Genomic DNA, 18,363 nt, shown 5'->3' with positions numbered 1-18,363 from the left:
GTATTTTTATGAAAATAATTTTCTAAAATTATATATTGTGTAAATTATTTTCTTGTAGTATTATCGGTAATGAAAGGGGTACCAATAGTAATGAATAAGCAACCGTATGTTATACCAGAAATTGATATGAGTCGAAATAATGACGAATTGACAATTAGGTTAAAAAACCCAAGAAAAAGTGAATATCAATTGTTAGTTGGTAAGCAGCCAAATATAAAGGAAATTAATCATTTGTTATCAAAGAGCTTTTCAGGAATATTCAAAGTGAAAATTCCGCGAAAAAGCCTACCAGCCTATTTTGTAATTAAAACTGCTGATAACACTTATTCAACCAATATATTTTCTGAACGATTAATTCCTTTAAATAATGCAATCAATATTAGAGATATGGGAGGTTATAAAGCAAAAGATGGTCGCTATTTAAAATGGGGATTACTTTATCGAGGTGATCAACTAACAAATTTGGATGAAGAAGATCAACAAATAGTAACAAATCATCAAATTGGGACAATTGTTGATTATCGTTCACCACATGAACGCAAATATCATCCAAATAAGTTTATACCTACAGTTTTGGAAATTTTAAATTGCGATCCACAGTCAAGCTTTTCTGAAGCAGCTGCCAACGTTGTTGATTTAAAAGGAGAAAATGAAAAATTAGTTCAATCTCTTGAAAATGGTGAAGTTCCTGAAAAGTATATTAATGACCGTGGTGAAAATGTTATTGAAAGTTATCAGGATTTGGTCACATCACCCGTTGCTCAAAAATCTTATGGTCGTATGCTCAAAGCTGTTGTCAGACATGAATGTTTGCCACTACTTCATCATTGCCGTGGAGGCAAGGACAGAACAGGGTTCGGCTCAATGCTTATTTTGCTTTTGCTAAATATTAATGATGATGAGATAGTTCAAGATTACATGCTAACTAAGGAGATTCGTAAGAAACGCAATCAACTAAAGTATGAATTATATAGTGAATTAGTTCAAAAAAAGTCTTATCTCGATTACTTGATGGCGATGATTGACACTCGTGAAAGTTACATTAAAGCTGCAATCTCAAAAATCTATGAACTATACGGTACCTCTGAAAATTATTTTCAAAAGCATTTTGGTTTTACAAAAGAGGAAATCAATAGTGCAAGAGACTTTTATTTAGAGGAGGGAGCTCAATATGACAGACAGTAAGTCGGGAGTAGCAGTTATTTTAGCGAGCCATGGTTATTTAGCAAAAGAAGCACTAAGAAGTGCAGAAATGATTGTTGGTAAGCAAGATAATTGCGCGTATTTAGCTGTTACAGAAGATTTAAATTTGGAACAAGCAAAAGAACAAATGAATCGTATGTACGATGAACTGGATACAAGTAAGGGAACAATTATCCTATGTGACATTCTTGGCGGCACGCCATCAAATGTTAGTGGCACATTTTGCTTGGAAAAAGACAATATTTTGGTTTTAAGTGGATTGAATCTTCCTATGTTATTAGACTTGTTTACAAATCGCGACCGAAGCTTAAACGAGCTAGCTGATTCACTAAAAAAGTCCTATGATATGGGTTTTCAAAATATTTCAGCTAGGTTTAAAGAGGAGGACCAGGACGAAGATGGCAGTGGAATTTTGTAGAATTGATGATCGATTGATTCATGGTCAAGTAGTAACTACGTGGCTTAACGTTAAGCAAATTGAACAGGTAATAATTGTTGATGATAAGGTTGCCAAGGATAAAATCCAATCGAATGTATTAAAAATGAGTGTACCTCGCAACATTAAATTACATATTTTTTCGACTGAAAAGTTTCTCAAAATTGTTCCTAACAACCCAGTATCTAGAAGAACTATGCTCTTATTTGCGTCGCCATTTACAGTAGAAAAAATTGTCGACAGTGGATATCAAATACCTAAATTAAATATTGGTGGCATTAGAGGCAATGATGAACGTAAACAATACACCAAAGCAGTTTTTCTAACTGATGAAGAAAAGAAATCGCTAGAAAAATTGTTAGATTTAGGCGTAGATATAGAAATTCAAATGGTTCCAACAGATGGAGCCGTTAAATTAAGTGAGGTTTTACAAAAATGAAAATCTTTATCTTAACGGTTTTGGCCTTTCTCTTAGGAATTGATAATGTCAGTACCAAGATGTTTAGGCGACCACTATTAATTGCACCAATCGTAGGTATTATTTTAGGTAATTTACAAGCTGGTCTTATTATTGGCGCTACACTTGAAGTTATGTGGATGGGTATTGGTGATGTAGGTGCATATATGGCACCAGATATTATCACTGGTACAATGATTAGTACTTCACTGGCGATTATGGGTAATTCTAATGGCAACATTTCGACAATGGTCGCAACTGCTATTACATTGGCTGTTCCCACGTCAATTTTGGCCCAACAATTACTTGTTTTAATTGAAACAGTTAACTGTTCGCTCAATGGTTGGGCTAAACGATTAGCTGACAATGCTGATGTTAAAGGTACTTTTTGGCTGACTTGGCCTCCTGCATTTTTATATGGATTTGCCTGTGCATTTCCAACATTTTTAGCTCTACAATTTGGTGCTGGAGCAATTCAACAAGCTATAAATGACTTGCCTAAATTTATAATTAACGGTTTAAGTACAGCAGGTTCAATAATTCCTTCAGTAGGTATTGCTTTATTAATGATGACAATGCTTAAAAAGGGTGAATTGTGGATGTTTATCATTTTAGGGTTTGTTTTATCCTCCTACTTAAAGCTAGACATACTGCCTATTACATTGATTGCCATAGTATTTGCATTTCTATATGAAAGAGCAACTCGTGAGCCTAGTGTCAAAGCACAGGTTGCACCAAGCGCTCCAGTCAATAATTCAAGTAGTGAAGAGGAAGATGACGAGGAGGATTATGACCTATGAGTGAAGAAAAATTAACTGCTCCAGAGCATAAATTAAATAATAGAGACATTTGGCGCATGTTTATGCGACTTAATACAATGCGAATCACCTTAAACTATGAGACACTTCAAGGTGTTGGTTTTATGCGAGCAATTGCGCCAGCTCTTGCAAAGATTTATCCAGATAAAAAGGATTTATCTGAAGCCATGAAGCGGCATTTGGTCTTTTACAACTCTCACGTTAATTTTGACGCTGTAATTCTCGGATTATCTGCTGCAATGGAAGAAACAACAGATCCAGATGAAAAAGACGGAATCAATCCACTAAAGACGGGGCTAATGGGACCCTTAGCAGGTTTAGGCGATAGCCTAATTAAATTCACTTGGCTGCCAATCGTTGGTAGTATTGGCGCATCAATTGCCTTTGGTGGTAGTATTTTCGGCCCGATTTTAATGTTCATTTTATATAACATAATTAATATGGGAGCAAGATATTATGCTGTCTCATTCGGTTATAAAAAAGGAATTGCTTTTTTAAATAATAATGAGCAAAGCGATGTTATTCAACGTATTTCTACAATGGCTAATGTGGTTGGATTAATGGTAGTTGGAGCATTAATTTCAACTGTAATTAAGGTAAAGACTCCTTTAAAAATTATCGTTCACTCGAACGTATCTAACAAAGTAGGTGGCAATGTAATTAGCTTACAAACAATGTTTGATAAGATTATGCCAGGTTTATTGAGTTTGCTTGTAACTATTTTGGTTTACTACATTTTGAAGAAAACTAATGGTAAACATGCAGCAATGCTAATTATTGCTATGATGGTTATTGTTGTTGGATTAACATATTTTAAAATTTTATAAGATGAATTTTTTATATTGATAAGCAAGCATTTAAAGCACTAGACTATTGAAAGACTAGTGCTTTTTTGATGCAATAGTATAATTGAACAGAGGTGATATCATGGAAATAGGACCATTATCTGAGTGGGTAACAGCTATAGCAGAGATTGCTGCTGTTTGCGTAGCGCTATTTTTACCTGTCTATGATAAGAAACGTGAAAAAAAGAAAAGAACTCGTAACTTGAAAAAGGTGTTTATATTCCTCATACAAAAGGCTTTAGATGAAAATGATACAACTGGTTTGGAAGCCTACTTTAAAATTAGTTATTTGACGATTGATAGTTTGGAGAACAGGGAGATATATGCGGTAGTTCAGCCTGCATTTGAAATCCTGAAAAACCCTGATATTCCAAAACAGAAAAAAGAAGAGGATCTCAAACCAATATTAGAGTATCTAGAGCAAAAATAATTTAAAAATGTAAAGTAGTTTAATTTAGAAGCGGATAACTTTCGAAATAGAAAGTTATCCGTTTTTTTTATTATCAAAAATGTCAGTTCGGTCAAAAAGTGACATTTATCATCTATAAGATATATTACTTTGTAGATATAATTACTTTGTCATGATAAAGAAAGCGCTTCATATAAAAATAATTTAGTTCTTTAGGAGACAAAAATGAATAAAAAATATCTTTTTATTACACAAGCCACTATTTCGACGGTTTTAAGTGTTGCTTGCCTAAATTCAGTTAAGGTAAAAGCAGACAAAGTTGATACTCCTGCAGTGTTATTACAGCAGGAAAATACTGCTAAAAAAAGTGATGACCCCTTGTTAAATGGAAAATATGTTTCTAATGGCTACACAGACAATGGTTACACTTACCTCAATCCAACAAATACCTCATCCGAAAGAGCCAGCTCGTATCATTTGGATACGAAAGAAGGCTGGTCTAATGACTTGCAAACAATAATGTATGATAGTGAAAACAAAGAGTGGGTTATTTATTACTTACATACAGAGAAAGTGATTAATGGCGATGCAGGTGCCAAACAGAACTGGCAGAGAGTAACTACTAAGGATTTCATTAATTTTTCCGAACCAACTATCGCTATAAAGGATTTAAAGGGCGATATTGGAGACGCATGGAGTAGTGCATGGACAGGTTCAATTGTTGTTAATCAAGGCAACATATCTGGTGTACCTAAAGGTGCTCAGGTTGCATTTTTTTCAGGATTAAGTAATAAAGACAACCAGCAAAATGTTTGGGCAGCCTGGTCTGATGATAATGGAAAAACATTTTCCCATCCTTTGAATGATAAAAAAATCATATTGGATCATTACTGGCCTTGGACGTCAATCAATAGATCAGATGAACGTGATCCTGCAGTTTTTTATTGGCACGGTAAACTTGTTATGTATATCGCTGAAGGTGATAACATAGGGGTTTATAAATCTGATGATGGCACTAATTGGTCTAATGCTAATGAAAATCAAACTGACAGTAAAATCCCAAATAGTGTTTTCTTCAAAGGTTTACCATTTGAAGCACCGGTTGAATGTCCTGTTTTGAGGAGTATGACGACTGCAAGTGGAAAGACAAACCAAGTACTGTTCTTTGGGGCTAAATCACCTCAGGCAAAGCAAACAACGGGAACTTATTATGTGGTTGGTCATTTAGATGATAAGGGAATGTTTACTGCTGAAACAGAAGCTAAAAGGCTAGATCAAGGTACTGACTATTATGGAGCCAACTTTAGTGGCAGTAGCGATTTAGAAAAAGCTGATGACTCGCTTATCTCAATGGGATGGATTGGCAATTGGAACTATACTAATTCTGGTATAAAGGCTAACCAAGAAGGCTTTTTGCCAGACTCGAATCGAATTGGAACGTACTCTTTGGCAAGAAAAATAAAATTGGAAGATAATTTAACAGTTACTAGTTCTCCAATAACAACTGGGCTTGAAGAGAAAACTACCAAAAACAGTGAAGGCCAAGTTTCTAGTCAAAAAGAGATAGATAATGGATACTATAGTTTACTGAATTTAACAAAACAGCCTGCAAATAGTAAATATGTTCTACACTTTTCAACTAAAGACGGAAATGCATATCAAGGTGCTGTAAGAATTATCTTTAATCAAGGCAAGGACAATAATACTTTGATACTTGATCCTGCTTCTGGTAAATATCGACTTGATGGTGAAAGTAGTGAACTATCTGGGAATGCAGCCAATTATTATAAAAATGGCTATGAAAGTGGTATGGGCTATATTAATGATTCCGGCTTAAAGGGTACACATGATTTTACAATAACTGTTTTCACCGATAAAAATGCCATTGAAATTTTCTTTGACAATGGTCAAACAGCGACTGTTGCACGCTTTTGTGTTAATAACATACAGGACGTAGCAGTAGATGCTCAGGACGAAAGTAAGAACAACAAATATGACATAAGCTATAGTCAAGTAGGAAAAGATTTATTAGGATTTGAAGAAAAAGAGACTTCTACTAGTTCTAATGATAATGGTCATAGTTCAAGTAATAACTCCAATACTACTGGAGCGAATAATTCTAATGAAAGTACTACGTCTATTTCGAATAAAAACGAGTCTAAAACCGATGAAGAAACAAGCTCAACTCAGGATAGTAAGATAGGCCATAAACGAACGGTCATGCATGATTCTTGGGTTTATGATGCTAAAGGTAAAAAGACGCTAGTTAAGATTAAAGCTGGTGCAGCAATTTCTACTTATGGCACTAAAAAAATTAACGGGAAAAACTATTATTCTTTGGCAAGTAATCAATATGTTCTGGCAACCAATGTGGTAGGTGTTAAGCGTACTTTGCGCCATAATTCCTTTATTTATAATGATAAGGGACAAAGGATTAAACGATATTTCCTTAAAAAGAATAAAGCTGTAGTGACCTACGGTGGTGCTATAAAATTAGGAAAGAGTCTCTACTACATAGTTGATAAAAACATGTATGTTAAAAAAGCTAATTTTTAATAATTACTAACAAATAAAAAGCACACTTTATTTAAAAGTGTGCTTTTTTGATGCTGCTTAATTTGTTTCACTTTGATTAACTTGTAATTGAATGTTGAATAGCTGAGTTTCTAAATTACCAGCTTTTAGAGCATTTTGTATTTTATAATCTAATTTTTCTGATTTATCATTATAATCTTTAAACTTCGGAGTAGTCACACCATCTTTCATTATTAAATCAAGCTTTTTAATCGTTAAATTATGAAAATTGATTACTTTTTTATCAAGAATCTTTTGCGTCTGCTTATTATTTACCACAGCAGGTAAAACGGAACATCCCATATTAGTCTTCATTACTTCTTTTTGAACTGATTTATTAGTACAAAGAAGTTTCATGAATTCCCATGCACCTTTTGGATTTTTAGCTTTACTCGAAATAGCAAACATTGTAGTCTCAATTGGCGTTGCTTTAGTGCTTTTTACTCCAGGCATTTTAGTGCATTTCCATAAAAAAGCATTATTCCTAGTAATATGAAAGGGGTATGAGGTATACGTCCTATATTGGGCAAGACCTAAAGGCATAAAAGCCACACGACCTTTGTCAAATAATTGTGATGTAACGTTAAAAGTTGACTGATCATTAATAATATTTTCTATTAGTGTAAAAGCACGTCTAGAACGATCGGAAGTTAATTCAACACTGCCATCATTCTTGTTAAAAAATTGAGCTCCATAGGCATATTGGGCGTCTTGCCAATTATAATTCATAGTTACACCATAGTACTTTTTCTTAGTATTTGAGTAGGTGACTTTGTGACACAATTGATAAAATTTTTGTGGTGTCCAATTATAGCTTGGTGTGTTAATTTTGAATTTTTTAAGTAGTGTTTTATTCATTACCATTAAAGTGGGATTGGCTTCATAGGGTAAGGCTAGTTGCTGGTTATTATACTGTCCAGCTTTTAGTGCACTTGAATAGAAAGCTGATTGCTTAATATCATCTTTTTTCATAAAAGATGATAAGTTTTTAAACGCTCCTTCACTTGCTAATGCATTGAAGTCACGATTAGGAACAATAATAAGATCTGGGGTTTTATTCTCAATGATTTTTTCACTTAGCCAATTGCGGTAATCATCTTGTTGAATGCCACTCTCATACTTGATTTTTATATCAGGGTGTTCCTGCTTAAATTTACGGATGGCGTAGTCTATTACTTTATATTGATGTCCATTGGGCACATTCCAACTACTGCTGGTATAAATACCTATTGTCAGTGTCTTTTCATTTTCTTTCGTATGAATATGCCAATATAGGGCGCCACTAATGATTAGAATAGGCATACAAACAAATATAAAAATTTTAGTTCTGAGTTTCATTATCGTCCTTAATATTCTCGCTTGTAACTCCAGTTTGAACAGCCCAAATTGCTAATTGTGTACGATCACGCAGTTGTAACTTATCTAAGATTTTTGAGATATAGTTACGGACAGTTCCTTCCGATAAAAATAGTTTAGCTGCAATTTCTTTATTAGACAGTCCCAAACCAACTTGTTGAATTACACGCCACTCATGCTTAGAAAAATTTTGAGTGTCCTTGTCATTAACTTGGATTGCATAATTTGCCTGAGCCATCTTGGAAAAGAGACGAAAAACCTTTTCAGCGATATCTGGGTTTATCATTGCACCACCATTGTAGACCGTTTGGATTGCTTTATAGAGTTCTTGTGTTGATGCACCTTTTAGTAAGTAACCTGAAGCCCCATATTTTAATGCACTAAAGATAAAATCGTCATCATCGAAAGTAGTCAAGATTATCACTTTAATGTTCGGGTACTTTTCTTTGACATATTTTGTACAAACAGTACCGTCCATCACGGGCATGCGTACATCCATTAAAATAATATCGGGCTTTTTCTTTTTTATGCTTTCCAAAACTTCTTGCCCATTTGCAACAGTATCTGTAACGGAAAAGTCCTTATTAGCTTCAAGAATTATTTTTAGCGAATCTCTTATTAGTTGTTGATCATCAGCTATCATTATTTTAATCATATGAATCATCCTCTACTGGAATATCGACCACAATTTTAAAACCATTTTGACCGTCGAAACTGATTTTGCCATTTATAATAGCTACACGCTCCTTCATTTGAGTAATACCATAACCAGGTATAATTTTCTTAGCTCCTAAGCCATTGTCTTTAATTACCATTTGATAAGTATTTTGCTCAGGCTTAGTGCATGCAATAGAAACCTGGCTTGCATGTCCATGTCTAAGTGAATTAGTAATCGACTCTTCAATAATACGAAAAACTACATCCTCAGTTGTTTTTTCAAAGTCTGCCGAGCCCCAATGATAAGAAAAATCAATTTTAATGCGGGAAATATCAGCATATTCCTTTAGCATCTTTTTCAAAGACTCTTTTAAAGTATAATTATTTAACGCTCCAGGACGGATTCGGTTTAAAGCTTTGCGCACATCTTTAATCCCCTGCTTAACAGCGATTTGAATCTTTTCCAACTGGCTTTTAGCTTCATCTTTATTAATGTCAATTAAAACTAGAGTTGCATCAATCCCCGCCGCGATCCCTGTTAAGGCGTGGCCCACTGAGTCATGTATATCCCGCGCAATGCGCTTTCGTTCGCGATCTTTAGCAATGTACTCCGACAGTGCAGCATAGTTTTTCAATTCATAATTTGCTTTGGAGGCAAGTGCCAATTTATTTTGAATATCATTTTCCTGATTTAACTGATAAATAGCGAAGTAGATTAAAATTAAAACGAACAGAGACAGGTTTAGAATGGTCATAAAGTTTTTTAGTACTAGTAGTTTTGGTCCAATGCTAACAGGTAAAAAATTTAGATAAATAGTTAAATCAGGTAAGGTCATAAAGTGACTAAGAATTGAATAATCTGTAATTACCAGTAAGAAAAGCAAAAACGCAACTACGACAATCCATACTAAATAGTCACGAAAGTCATATTGATTCCGGTTACTGATGATAAAATCCACAAAAACTAGTAGGAAAATGCCGTTATATGTTAGACGTAAAGATAGAAAAACAAAAATTGCTAATGTAAATTCTATGAAAACAGTTGTGTTGCTTAACTTAGCATTGTCTTTAACATAATGATGATGAAAAGCCATTACGGCTGCTAGGACTGAGAAACTGATCATACTTTCCCAAAAAATTGCTTGTGGCGAATCAGGAATATGATGTAATGATTCAAGAAATTGATATGATTGGGAACTTTTGATTACGTAGTCTGTGGTATAGACAAATAGGGTGGCATTAAATAAAATGGCAAAAAAGTTTAGCCACAGCATAGTTCTTCGTAAAAATATTAAAACTTTAAATTTAGGCATCATTGCCACCCTAAAACGTTGTAATGATTGATGTTTTTATTTGTAATTAAATAAACAGGCAAAATTATTTTTTTCGGCACTTTTTGACCGTTGATTAATTTATATGCAACTTTAACAGCAGTTTTACCTATATTTACTGGGGTTTGAGCAGAAGTAGCTATGGCATTATGATTAACGCCTAGAAGCTTTTTCATGTTCTCTGATCCATCAACGCTATAGACATCTATTTGACGCTTTAGATTTACTTCATCGATTGCAGCCAAAGCGCCAACTGCTGCCTGATCATTTAAAGCCATAATTGTATTAAATTTGGGTCCTTTTTTAATGGCTTTTTCCACCAAAGGTAAAGCTATTTCTGATTGGCCGTAAGTATTAATTTTGCCAACAATATGAAAATTACCAGCTTTTGGCGATTTTTTAATTGTATCGGTAAACCCTTGGATTCGATTGTTAGCTGAATAAGCCGAATAGTGTTCTAAAAGAAGGATTTTCGCAGCATTTTTATGTGCTAACAAATGTTCAGCACATAATTGTCCGGCACGATAATTATCAGATAGGATTGTGCAATCGGCGTAGTCAGCAGATTTCATTTGGGAGTCGACTATTATAATTTTGATTCCTTTCTTTTTAGCTAACCGGAGAGCGTTTTGAATTTTCATGCTATTGCCATCAACTGGATTGATAATAATTGCTTTAACGCCTTGACGTATAAATGAATGAAGTTCTTCAACTTGTTTGTTTACTATTAGAGCAGGATCTCTGTTATACAGTCTGCCATGATGATTTTCGACATAATTAGCAATCTGTTCATTTAGAACGGGGTAGAAACTGTTATTCATTGTCATATAAGTTGAGCCGATTTTAACTTGTTCATTTTTACTGGGATACATGATAAAAGCTACATAATTTAACAAAACAAAAAAAGCAGCAACGACTATTTCACAAACAAAAATAATACTTGTTTTGCGGGTAGAATCTTTATTATGCTGCTTTTTTCTATCGATTAATTTCATGTCATCATCTCGTTTATTTAAAAGTCTATCGCTTATGTAGTCATTATTGCTGAAAAAATAAATTCGTTCAATAAAATTATAGAAAGCGCTTTAAATTAATGACAATTGTCACACTCTATTTAATGACATTTAGCACTGTTAGCATAAATAAAGATTGTGCTAATTTTAACTTAAGCTTAAGGAAGAGAGGAATGAATTATTGAAATATTTGATTTTGGTATCTCATGGGCAATTTGCTGAAGGAGTAAAAACTTCATTGGAAATGTTTGCTGGAGATGCCATTGAGCAATGTTTTGCACTATGTCTTCATAACGGTGATTCGGCTGAGGACTTTTCTAACAAAGTTAAAGACTTTCTGCAAAAAAAAGAGTTTAAAAAAGAAGATGAATTCGTCATTATTGCCGACATAATTGGTGGGAGTCCATTGACCACTTTTTTAAATGTCTTTTCTGAGCATAGCTATTTTGCAAACACTGTTGTGATAGGTGGAATGAACTTTCCGATGGCACTAACTGCACTTGTTTCCTTAGATACTATGCCTAAGGAAGAGTTAATTAAGTCAGCTTTGAGTGAGGGTGAGAAGGCAATAAAGCAATATGAAATCCCACAAAGTTCGTTTGATGACGAGGATGATATTTAAATTTCGGAGGAAAAGCAATGACTATTTCATTAATTAGAGTTGATGACAGGATAATTCACGGGTTGATTACAACGCGTTGGGCAAAAGAACGTCCTTGTGACGGAATCATAGCAGTAAATGATAAGTCTGCAACAAATCCAATCTTAAAATCCGCCTATAAATCCGCAGGTGAAGATCAGGGTAAGAAAACGTTTATCTGGACGATGGATCATTTCAATGATGTTAAGGATAAGGTTCTAAATTCGAAGACACGCTACTTTTTGATAACAAAGAATCCACAAGATATGAAACATATTTTGGTTGATCTTGATTTTGTTCCAAGTGATCAAAAGGAGTTAATAGTTGGGCCAGGAAACGATCGTCCAGGGGCAATAAAGTTAGGCAGCAATCAGTCTTTTACCCAAGAAGAAGGTGATGCCTTTGAGGCAATTAGTCAAAAAGGATACAAAATTCATTTTGCTTTATTACCAGATAAGCAATTAGGTTACTGGGATAAGTTCAAAGGAAAATTTGGTTATTAAGATAAATCTATGTAGTTCTAATGATTATCAAAAGAAGGAGAAAAAATGACTATAAGTTGGTTTCAAGCAGCCATTCTAGGAGTGTTTGCATGTTTGTGCTCAAATTCCTGTATGGCTGGGCAAGCAGTCGGTAATTATACTATTGGACGACCATTAGTTGGTGGTCTGGTATGTGGTATTGTTTTAGGCAATCTTCCTTTGGGAATAGCCTGTGGTGTCGCAACTCAGTTAGTTTATATTGCTTTAGTTACACCTGGTGGTACTGTTGCTGCCGATGTACGAGCAATTTCATACATAGGTATTCCTCTTGCTATGGTTGCAATTTCATCACGTGGCCTTGATCCTATGGGCTCAGCAGCCGCTAATATGGCTAAATCCCTTGCTACACTTGTTGGTACAGTTGGTTCAGTTTTATTTTATGCAGTAGCATTTATGAACTTAATTTGGCAAGCCTTCGGTTGGAAGGATATTGAAAAAGGTAAATTGAATCGACTTTACGGAGTTGATTTTGGTTGGCCTTGGTTATCCCATCTAGTATTTTCATTCTTACCAACAGTTTTAATGACGCACTATGGTTCACAAGCTGTAACTGCTTTGAGAACTGCGTTACCAATGGACGGCATCCCAATGAAGACCCTGTTTACTGTTGGTGCGATGCTACCATGTGTTGGTATTGCTATCTTACTGCGTCAAATTATTAATAAGGCACTTGATTTTATTCCATTTTTAGTTGGTTTCACTCTAGCTGCTTCATTGCACCTAAACCTTGTAGCTGTAACAGTTATTTCTTTATTATTTGCTGTAATTATGTACGAAATTGAAATGGCAAAAGGATCAGAAACTCCAGGAGCAAGTTATGCTTCATCAAATGAAAACGGGATTGATGATGAAGAAGAGGAGGACATCTAAAAATGGATGCAGAAAAAAGAAAAATTAGCCATAAGACTCTAAGCAAGTCGTTTAACATCTGGTTTTGGGGCGCATTAACTTGTTTTTCACAAGAACACATGCAAACTTTTGGTTATTTATGTTCTATGCTGCCAATTATCAAGGAATTATATCCAAATGATAATGAAACACAGACTAATAACATTAAGGCATATACAGCTTTCTTCAACACCAACCCAATGCTAGGGTCAGTTATCGTTGGTGCTACAGCCAGCCTTGAAGAAGCACGAGCAAATGGTGAAAACATTGATAGTCAAACTATTAACGACATGCGTGCAGGTTTGATGGGGCCGATTGCCGGAATTGGTGACTCTTTAATTGATGGTACCTTAATTCCAATTTTACTTGGTATTGCTTTAGGGATGTCGAGAAATGGGTCACCAGTTGGTGCTATTTTTTACATTATTGTATGGGATATTATTGCATACTTTGGTCAACGCTTCCTTTACTTCCGAGGCTATAAGCTAGGAGATAAAGCTGTAGGCTTCTTAGTAGGAAAACAGGGAAAAGCTGTTAGACGAGCAATTTCAATTGTTGGTGGTATGGTTGTCGGTGGTGTTCTTGCTACTTGGGTCAACGTTACGACTTCTTTGCAATTGAAAGACAATACCGGTCATGTATTCCTTGATTTACAAAAGCAATTAGACGGAATTTTTCCTGGTATTTTGACAGTAATCGTAACATTATTTTGCTGGTGGCTAATGTCTAAAAAGCACGTTTCTGCTATCTGGACTATGATAATTCTAATTGGTGTTGCTTTCGTAGGTGTTGTTCTCGGTGTATTTAATCCAGGACTCAAATACTAGAAACAAAAATGGTGTAACAATGGACCTCGAAAAAATAAAAGTAGGTTATGAAAACGAAGTTAATTATCAAAAGAAGATGCTGCAAAACTTACAGTCTTGGTTACAGACCTTGCTAGCAGTTGCAGCAATCGGCTTTGTACTTTGTTACTATTTCTATGAAAGAAATACTGGACTCTTTATTATAGGTGTGGTTTTGCTAGTCATTGGAGCTCTTGGAGCAGCAATTGTTGCCTATGGCAGGCATCGGGGCAAGCAAAATGTCAAACTAGTAATTTCCGATTACGAAAATAAAATAAATTCTCTAAAGAATAAATAAAAAATTTAAAGTAAAAGGCTAATAAATTTACGTTTGAATAGCGTAATTTATTAGCCTTTTTGACGTTCAATTTGACTAGATTAATTGAGACCTTTAGAAGATTAATTGTAGTAAAGATACTTATGAGACATCACAAACTCATGTGAAGAGAAAATAAATAAAGCGGCTATAATTAGCCGCTTTATTATTTTAAAATTTAGTTTCTTTAATATCGTCTTCTGGCCTGTGCTCCTGTACACGAATAATTTGCCAGTCAAAATCACTTTCAGGAATATCTGCTAAATCAATAGTTAGTTTGCCATCTTCATAGCTAAATTTTGGTTCAGTTCGTTTTTCGATCATTTCGATTCGGTTAGGTTCAACTGCAATACCATCTACCACTACTTCTTGTGCCAGTGGCTTTTTAACAAAAACATATTTTTGATATTGCATGTGACGGTTTTGCAAGATAAAACCGTTGTCGCTGGTGCATGCGCATGGTTCGCTTTCGTTTAAAGCATGGCCAAAAATGTGCATCCAATTGTTGATTGTAGTGAACATTTCTGTCGTGCTCTCACTAAGTGAATTAGCAGAATCCACTTCAACATTGATAAATATGCTGTTTCCTTCTTTACGGTGATTAACAATTTCATCAATTACATTGACAGGAGTTAAATCAACTCCAGTTTGTGCATCAACTAGGGCAATTGTATATTTAGCGCAAGCCTTTTCGAAGTCAGCTTGTAATTGATCGGTTGCAACAGCTCTAGCACCAATATTGCGTGCAGTTTTTACTAAAAAATCAGCATCTACATCTTTGATACTTTTTAGTTTAAAATTTAAGATAATAGCAAAATCAGGATTCATTAAATCTCTCTCCTTAATACTCATACTATTAAGTTTAACCTAAAAGGCGGTAAATACGAAAGATGAAAATTATTATCTCACCAGCAATGAAAATGAAAGTTGATACTAATGCCTTTGCAGCGAAATCACAACCACAGTTTTTAACTCAGGCAAAAGAACTATCCGACTTTTTGAAAAAGTGCAGTTTCACGCAATTAAAGTCGATTTGGGGTGGAAGCGACCGTACTACTGAAGAAGGACAAAAACAACTCTCTACTCTGGACATAACTGAAGTAGATGGCTTAACGCCAGCAATTATTTCTTATTCAGGCATTCAATATCAGTATATGGCGCCAGACCTGTTTACGGCTAAAGCCTTGGCATACCTGCAGAAAAATGTGCGCATTTTGTCTGGTCTCTATGGTGTTTTGCGGCCATTTGATGGTGTGTGGCCATACCGCCTAGAGATGAAGAACAAAGTTTTGGGTTTTAGAGAACCCAACCTTTATAAATATTGGGGCGAAACTTTGGCCAATAATCTCTTTGATAAAAATGATGTCGTAATTAATTTGGCTTCAAAGGAATATTCAAAGAATATTACGCCATACTTATCTGGTAAACGACAAATGATTACGATTGATTTTCAGGAACAAAAAAATGGGCAATGGAAGACAGTTGGCGTTCATGCTAAAATGGCACGAGGTGAAATGGTTCGTTTTATTTCAGAAAACCAACTTAAGCAGCCAGAAGATTTGCAGCAATTTGATGATTTTGGCTTTCAGTTTGTTGCTGAAGAAAGTACATCTAGTAGGTATGTCTTTCGAACAGACTTTGACTTCAAGCGACATTAGTACCGATAAGTTAGTAAATGGAGATTAGCATGGAAATTGTTTTTGTACGGCACGGTCAGACAGATTTAAATAAGACTAGGAAAATTCAGGGGTCACGGTTTGATCATGACCTTGACCAAGAAGGGCGTACATATGCAGAAGAAGCTGCAGCAAATTTTGATCCTAATCAATTTGACCTTGTATTTTGTAGTCCGATGAAAAGGGCGTTGACGACAGCACAAATTTTTACCAAAGGACAAAAAGAAATAATTACTGATGAGCGCTTAGTAGAGTTCAATTTCGGTGAGTGGGATGGAAAATACCTAACGGAATTAGGTAAAAAGTATCCGGATGCGCTTGATCCATGGGGAAAAGCGGCAGCCAATTACGTTAAATACGCGCCACACGGCGAGACTTTTGCGGAACTTGATCAACGTTGCGGCAGCTTCCTTGATGAATTACAGGAAAAATATCTCGATAAAAAGATTTTGGTTGTTTGTCATGGCACGTTAATTAGAATGATGTTTGCCCACTATTTTACAGCCGGAGACATCAATGCATTTGAAACAATTGATAACTGCGCATTAGCTAAAATCTCATACCGTGATCATGTGGCCAGGATAAAATATTACAATCGTTTGTTAGAGCTTAAATAAATAGGTAAGGAGTTTGAAAAAGAGCTCTTTTTTATTGCCCAATTTTTAGGCTGGCTAAAAATTGCGGGAGCTTTTTGATTGACGGAAAAAATTATAAGAGTTAATATTTTTCAAAAAGTGACACAGCGTCACTTTTTGAAAAAAAGGAGATGAGGAAATGGTAAAACCAACTTTCGTAAATTTACCGCAGGACAAAAAAGAGAAGATTACCCAAGCTTTACTCAACGAATTTAGCAATCATCCGTTGGCTGAGGCACAGGTGGCCCGGATTGTTAAAGAAGCTGAAATTGCGCGTGGAGCTTTTTACAAGTACTTTGAAGATTTGTCTGATGCTTACAGATATCTGTATCAGCTCGCAATGAAAGAGATTCATTCTTTTGTTAAGGCGCCAGCAGACTATCAGCCTGAAACTTTTTATCAGAATGTGGTTGATTTCATTAATCAAACGCAAGGTAGTAAATATGCTAAATTAGTTAAAATGCAAATGTTGTATAACGAAAGCACAGTTAGTAAACCATTTCCTCAGGATGTGTTAGTTAAATTAAGTCCACAAAATTGGAGCGCTATGGTTCTCAGCCATGCTGCTATTAAGGAAATACTGGTTGAACCAGCGCAAAAGGAGCTTGTCTTTTCTAAGCTTAAGGCGGGCTTGACGCTACTTAAGAAGGAGTCAGATTAATGTTTTTAGCGATTAAAGAAATTAAACGGGAAAAGCTGCGTTACGGATTAATCATTTTAATGATTTTCCTAATCAGCTACTTAATCTTTATTTTGTCGTCACTAGCAGTTGGTTTAGCGAGTGAAAATACGCAGGCAATTGAGTCTTGGGATGCCAAGCAAGTCGTATTAAATAAAAATGCTAATGTGAGCATGAGTCAATCACTTTTAACTAAAGATGATTTGAGCAAAACCAAGCTAACTAAAAATGAAGCCTTACTTGGTCAAACACCAGTAGTTGCTAAAAACAGTAACCGCCCACAGGTTTCGGCCCAGTTTATTGGGGTAAAGAAAGATCAGTTTATTTACGATGATCAAGAATTAATTGCTGGTAGAAAAGCCAAAAAAGATCGCGAAGTTGTGGTCGATCAAGCCTTTCAGACAAAAGGCTATAAACTAGGTGACAAGCTTGAATTAAACGGCTCCGCAAACAAGTATCGTATTGTTGGTTTTGTCAAAAATGCCAAAATAAATATTGCACCAATTATTTATGGTTCGTTAGCAAGTTGGCGCAAATTACGTCAAGGGATGCCTAATATAAAGGCATCTGCAATAATTTCTCGGAATGCAAATTACAATTATAATCACGCTAACAGTAAGACTTACCCGATTGCTCAGTTCATTAAAAAGCTGCCGGGTTACACAGCTCAAAACATGACTTTCCAATTAATGATTGGCTTTCTGTTCGTTATTTCGTTAATTATTATTGCAGTCTTTTTGTACATTCTGACAATGCAAAAGATGCATAATTTTGCTGTAATGAGGGCTCAAGGAATTCCAAGTAGAACTTTAGTAGCAGCAACAGTCAGCCAATCGGTTATTTTGGTTGTAGTTGGGGTAATTATTGGTTTGGCTGCAATGTGGTTAACAGCAAAAGTTCTGCCTGCTGCGGTTCCAATGAGCTTTACACCACAAATTATTTTAAGTGGAACATGCGGCATGCTATTAACTGGAATTATCGGTAGCTTAATTCCAGTTAGATCAATTTTAAAGGTAGATCCGGCTAAGGCGATAGGTGAATAA

Annotated in this window: 21 protein-coding genes; 16 read left to right on the top strand and 5 right to left on the bottom strand. The window is 35.2% G+C overall.

Features of this window, described 5'->3' with window-relative positions:
* Positions 1-90 precede the first annotated feature (90 nt).
* From H3R25_RS06900 to H3R25_RS06870, 7 genes are all read left to right on the top strand, one after another.
* Positions 91-1,185: a tyrosine-protein phosphatase gene (locus H3R25_RS06900; protein WP_198194688.1), complete on the top strand. Its 1,095-nt coding sequence runs from the start codon at positions 91-93 to the stop codon at positions 1,183-1,185.
* Positions 1,172-1,621 carry a PTS sugar transporter subunit IIA gene (locus H3R25_RS06895; protein ID WP_198188955.1) on the top strand — a complete coding sequence of 150 codons (450 nt, stop codon included), beginning with the start codon at positions 1,172-1,174 and terminating at the stop codon, positions 1,619-1,621. Before H3R25_RS06900 ends, H3R25_RS06895 begins: the two co-directional genes overlap by 14 nt.
* Positions 1,602-2,078: a PTS sugar transporter subunit IIB gene (locus H3R25_RS06890; protein WP_198188956.1), complete on the top strand. Its 477-nt coding sequence runs from the start codon at positions 1,602-1,604 to the stop codon at positions 2,076-2,078. The genes H3R25_RS06895 and H3R25_RS06890 overlap by 20 nt, the downstream gene beginning before the upstream one ends.
* A complete protein-coding gene (locus tag H3R25_RS06885; protein ID WP_198194687.1) occupies positions 2,075-2,896 on the top strand; it encodes a PTS sugar transporter subunit IIC in 822 nt (273 codons plus the stop codon). The genes H3R25_RS06890 and H3R25_RS06885 overlap by 4 nt, the downstream gene beginning before the upstream one ends.
* The gene (locus tag H3R25_RS06880) at positions 2,893-3,741 is read left to right on the top strand and encodes a PTS system mannose/fructose/sorbose family transporter subunit IID (protein ID WP_198194686.1); all 849 of its coding nucleotides are present in this window, start codon (positions 2,893-2,895) and stop codon (positions 3,739-3,741) included. The genes H3R25_RS06885 and H3R25_RS06880 overlap by 4 nt, the downstream gene beginning before the upstream one ends.
* A gap of 100 nt (positions 3,742-3,841) precedes the next feature.
* Complete coding sequence (locus tag H3R25_RS06875; protein ID WP_198194685.1) at positions 3,842-4,189, top strand: hypothetical protein; 348 nt, start codon at positions 3,842-3,844, stop codon at positions 4,187-4,189.
* A gap of 204 nt (positions 4,190-4,393) precedes the next feature.
* Positions 4,394-6,724, top strand: a complete 2,331-nt coding sequence (locus H3R25_RS06870) for an SLAP domain-containing protein (RefSeq protein ID WP_198194684.1) — start codon at positions 4,394-4,396, stop codon at positions 6,722-6,724.
* 57 nt (positions 6,725-6,781) lie between these two features.
* On the opposite strand, the gene H3R25_RS06865 is transcribed toward H3R25_RS06870, so the two are convergent.
* The 4 genes from H3R25_RS06865 to H3R25_RS06850 are packed head-to-tail and all read right to left on the bottom strand — an operon-like array spanning position 6,782 to position 11,081.
* Entirely contained in the window at positions 6,782-8,044 is a 1,263-nt protein-coding gene (locus H3R25_RS06865; RefSeq protein WP_198194683.1) for an ABC transporter substrate-binding protein, read from the bottom strand.
* Positions 8,045-8,063: 19 nt separating this feature from the next.
* The gene (locus H3R25_RS06860) at positions 8,064-8,753 is read right to left on the bottom strand and encodes a response regulator transcription factor (RefSeq protein WP_187158544.1); all 690 of its coding nucleotides are present in this window, start codon (positions 8,751-8,753) and stop codon (positions 8,064-8,066) included.
* Complete coding sequence (locus H3R25_RS06855) at positions 8,746-10,068, bottom strand: sensor histidine kinase (RefSeq protein WP_232354580.1); 1,323 nt, start codon at positions 10,066-10,068, stop codon at positions 8,746-8,748. Before H3R25_RS06855 ends, H3R25_RS06860 begins: the two co-directional genes overlap by 8 nt.
* Complete coding sequence (locus tag H3R25_RS06850) at positions 10,068-11,081, bottom strand: substrate-binding domain-containing protein (RefSeq protein WP_198194681.1); 1,014 nt, start codon at positions 11,079-11,081, stop codon at positions 10,068-10,070. Before H3R25_RS06850 ends, H3R25_RS06855 begins: the two co-directional genes overlap by 1 nt.
* Positions 11,082-11,280: 199 nt before the next feature.
* Between H3R25_RS06850 and H3R25_RS06845 the strand changes: the two genes are divergently transcribed.
* Genes H3R25_RS06845 through H3R25_RS06825 form a run of 5 tightly spaced genes read left to right on the top strand, consistent with a single transcriptional unit; the run spans position 11,281 to position 14,312 of the window.
* Complete coding sequence (locus H3R25_RS06845) at positions 11,281-11,721, top strand: PTS sugar transporter subunit IIA (protein WP_198188962.1); 441 nt, start codon at positions 11,281-11,283, stop codon at positions 11,719-11,721.
* A gap of 17 nt (positions 11,722-11,738) precedes the next feature.
* Complete coding sequence (locus H3R25_RS06840; protein ID WP_187158540.1) at positions 11,739-12,242, top strand: PTS sugar transporter subunit IIB; 504 nt, start codon at positions 11,739-11,741, stop codon at positions 12,240-12,242.
* A gap of 45 nt (positions 12,243-12,287) precedes the next feature.
* Complete coding sequence (locus H3R25_RS06835; RefSeq protein ID WP_198188963.1) at positions 12,288-13,151, top strand: PTS sugar transporter subunit IIC; 864 nt, start codon at positions 12,288-12,290, stop codon at positions 13,149-13,151.
* Positions 13,152-13,153: 2 nt separating this feature from the next.
* A complete protein-coding gene (locus tag H3R25_RS06830) occupies positions 13,154-13,996 on the top strand; it encodes a PTS system mannose/fructose/sorbose family transporter subunit IID (protein ID WP_198188964.1) in 843 nt (280 codons plus the stop codon).
* Entirely contained in the window at positions 13,968-14,312 is a 345-nt protein-coding gene (locus H3R25_RS06825; RefSeq protein WP_278956181.1) for a DUF202 domain-containing protein, read from the top strand. Before H3R25_RS06830 ends, H3R25_RS06825 begins: the two co-directional genes overlap by 29 nt.
* A 189-nt stretch (positions 14,313-14,501) precedes the next feature.
* On the opposite strand, the gene H3R25_RS06820 is transcribed toward H3R25_RS06825, so the two are convergent.
* On the bottom strand, positions 14,502-15,158 hold the full coding sequence (locus tag H3R25_RS06820) for a hypothetical protein (protein ID WP_198194680.1): 657 nt from the start codon (positions 15,156-15,158) through the stop codon (positions 14,502-14,504).
* A 62-nt stretch (positions 15,159-15,220) separates the two neighbouring features.
* Here H3R25_RS06820 and yaaA point away from each other — a divergent pair, with 62 nt between their 5' ends.
* The 4 genes from yaaA (at position 15,221) to H3R25_RS06800 (ending at position 18,363) form a co-directional block, all read left to right on the top strand.
* Positions 15,221-15,988, top strand: coding sequence for a peroxide stress protein YaaA (gene yaaA, locus H3R25_RS06815; RefSeq protein ID WP_198194679.1), 768 nt, complete (start codon positions 15,221-15,223; stop codon positions 15,986-15,988).
* Positions 15,989-16,017: 29 nt separating this feature from the next.
* Positions 16,018-16,623: a histidine phosphatase family protein gene (locus tag H3R25_RS06810; RefSeq protein ID WP_198194678.1), complete on the top strand. Its 606-nt coding sequence runs from the start codon at positions 16,018-16,020 to the stop codon at positions 16,621-16,623.
* Positions 16,624-16,780: 157 nt separating this feature from the next.
* Positions 16,781-17,302: a TetR/AcrR family transcriptional regulator gene (locus H3R25_RS06805; RefSeq protein ID WP_198194677.1), complete on the top strand. Its 522-nt coding sequence runs from the start codon at positions 16,781-16,783 to the stop codon at positions 17,300-17,302.
* Positions 17,302-18,363 (top strand): FtsX-like permease family protein, encoded by a 1,062-nt coding sequence (locus tag H3R25_RS06800; protein WP_198194676.1) that lies wholly within the window; start codon positions 17,302-17,304, stop codon positions 18,361-18,363. The genes H3R25_RS06805 and H3R25_RS06800 overlap by 1 nt, the downstream gene beginning before the upstream one ends.

The organism is Lactobacillus sp. M0390, from assembly GCF_016102085.1.
Lineage (GTDB): Bacteria > Bacillota > Bacilli > Lactobacillales > Lactobacillaceae > Lactobacillus > Lactobacillus apis.
The sequence above is the reverse complement of the archived record's forward strand: the minus strand, read 5'-3'. Positions and strand labels throughout refer to the sequence as shown.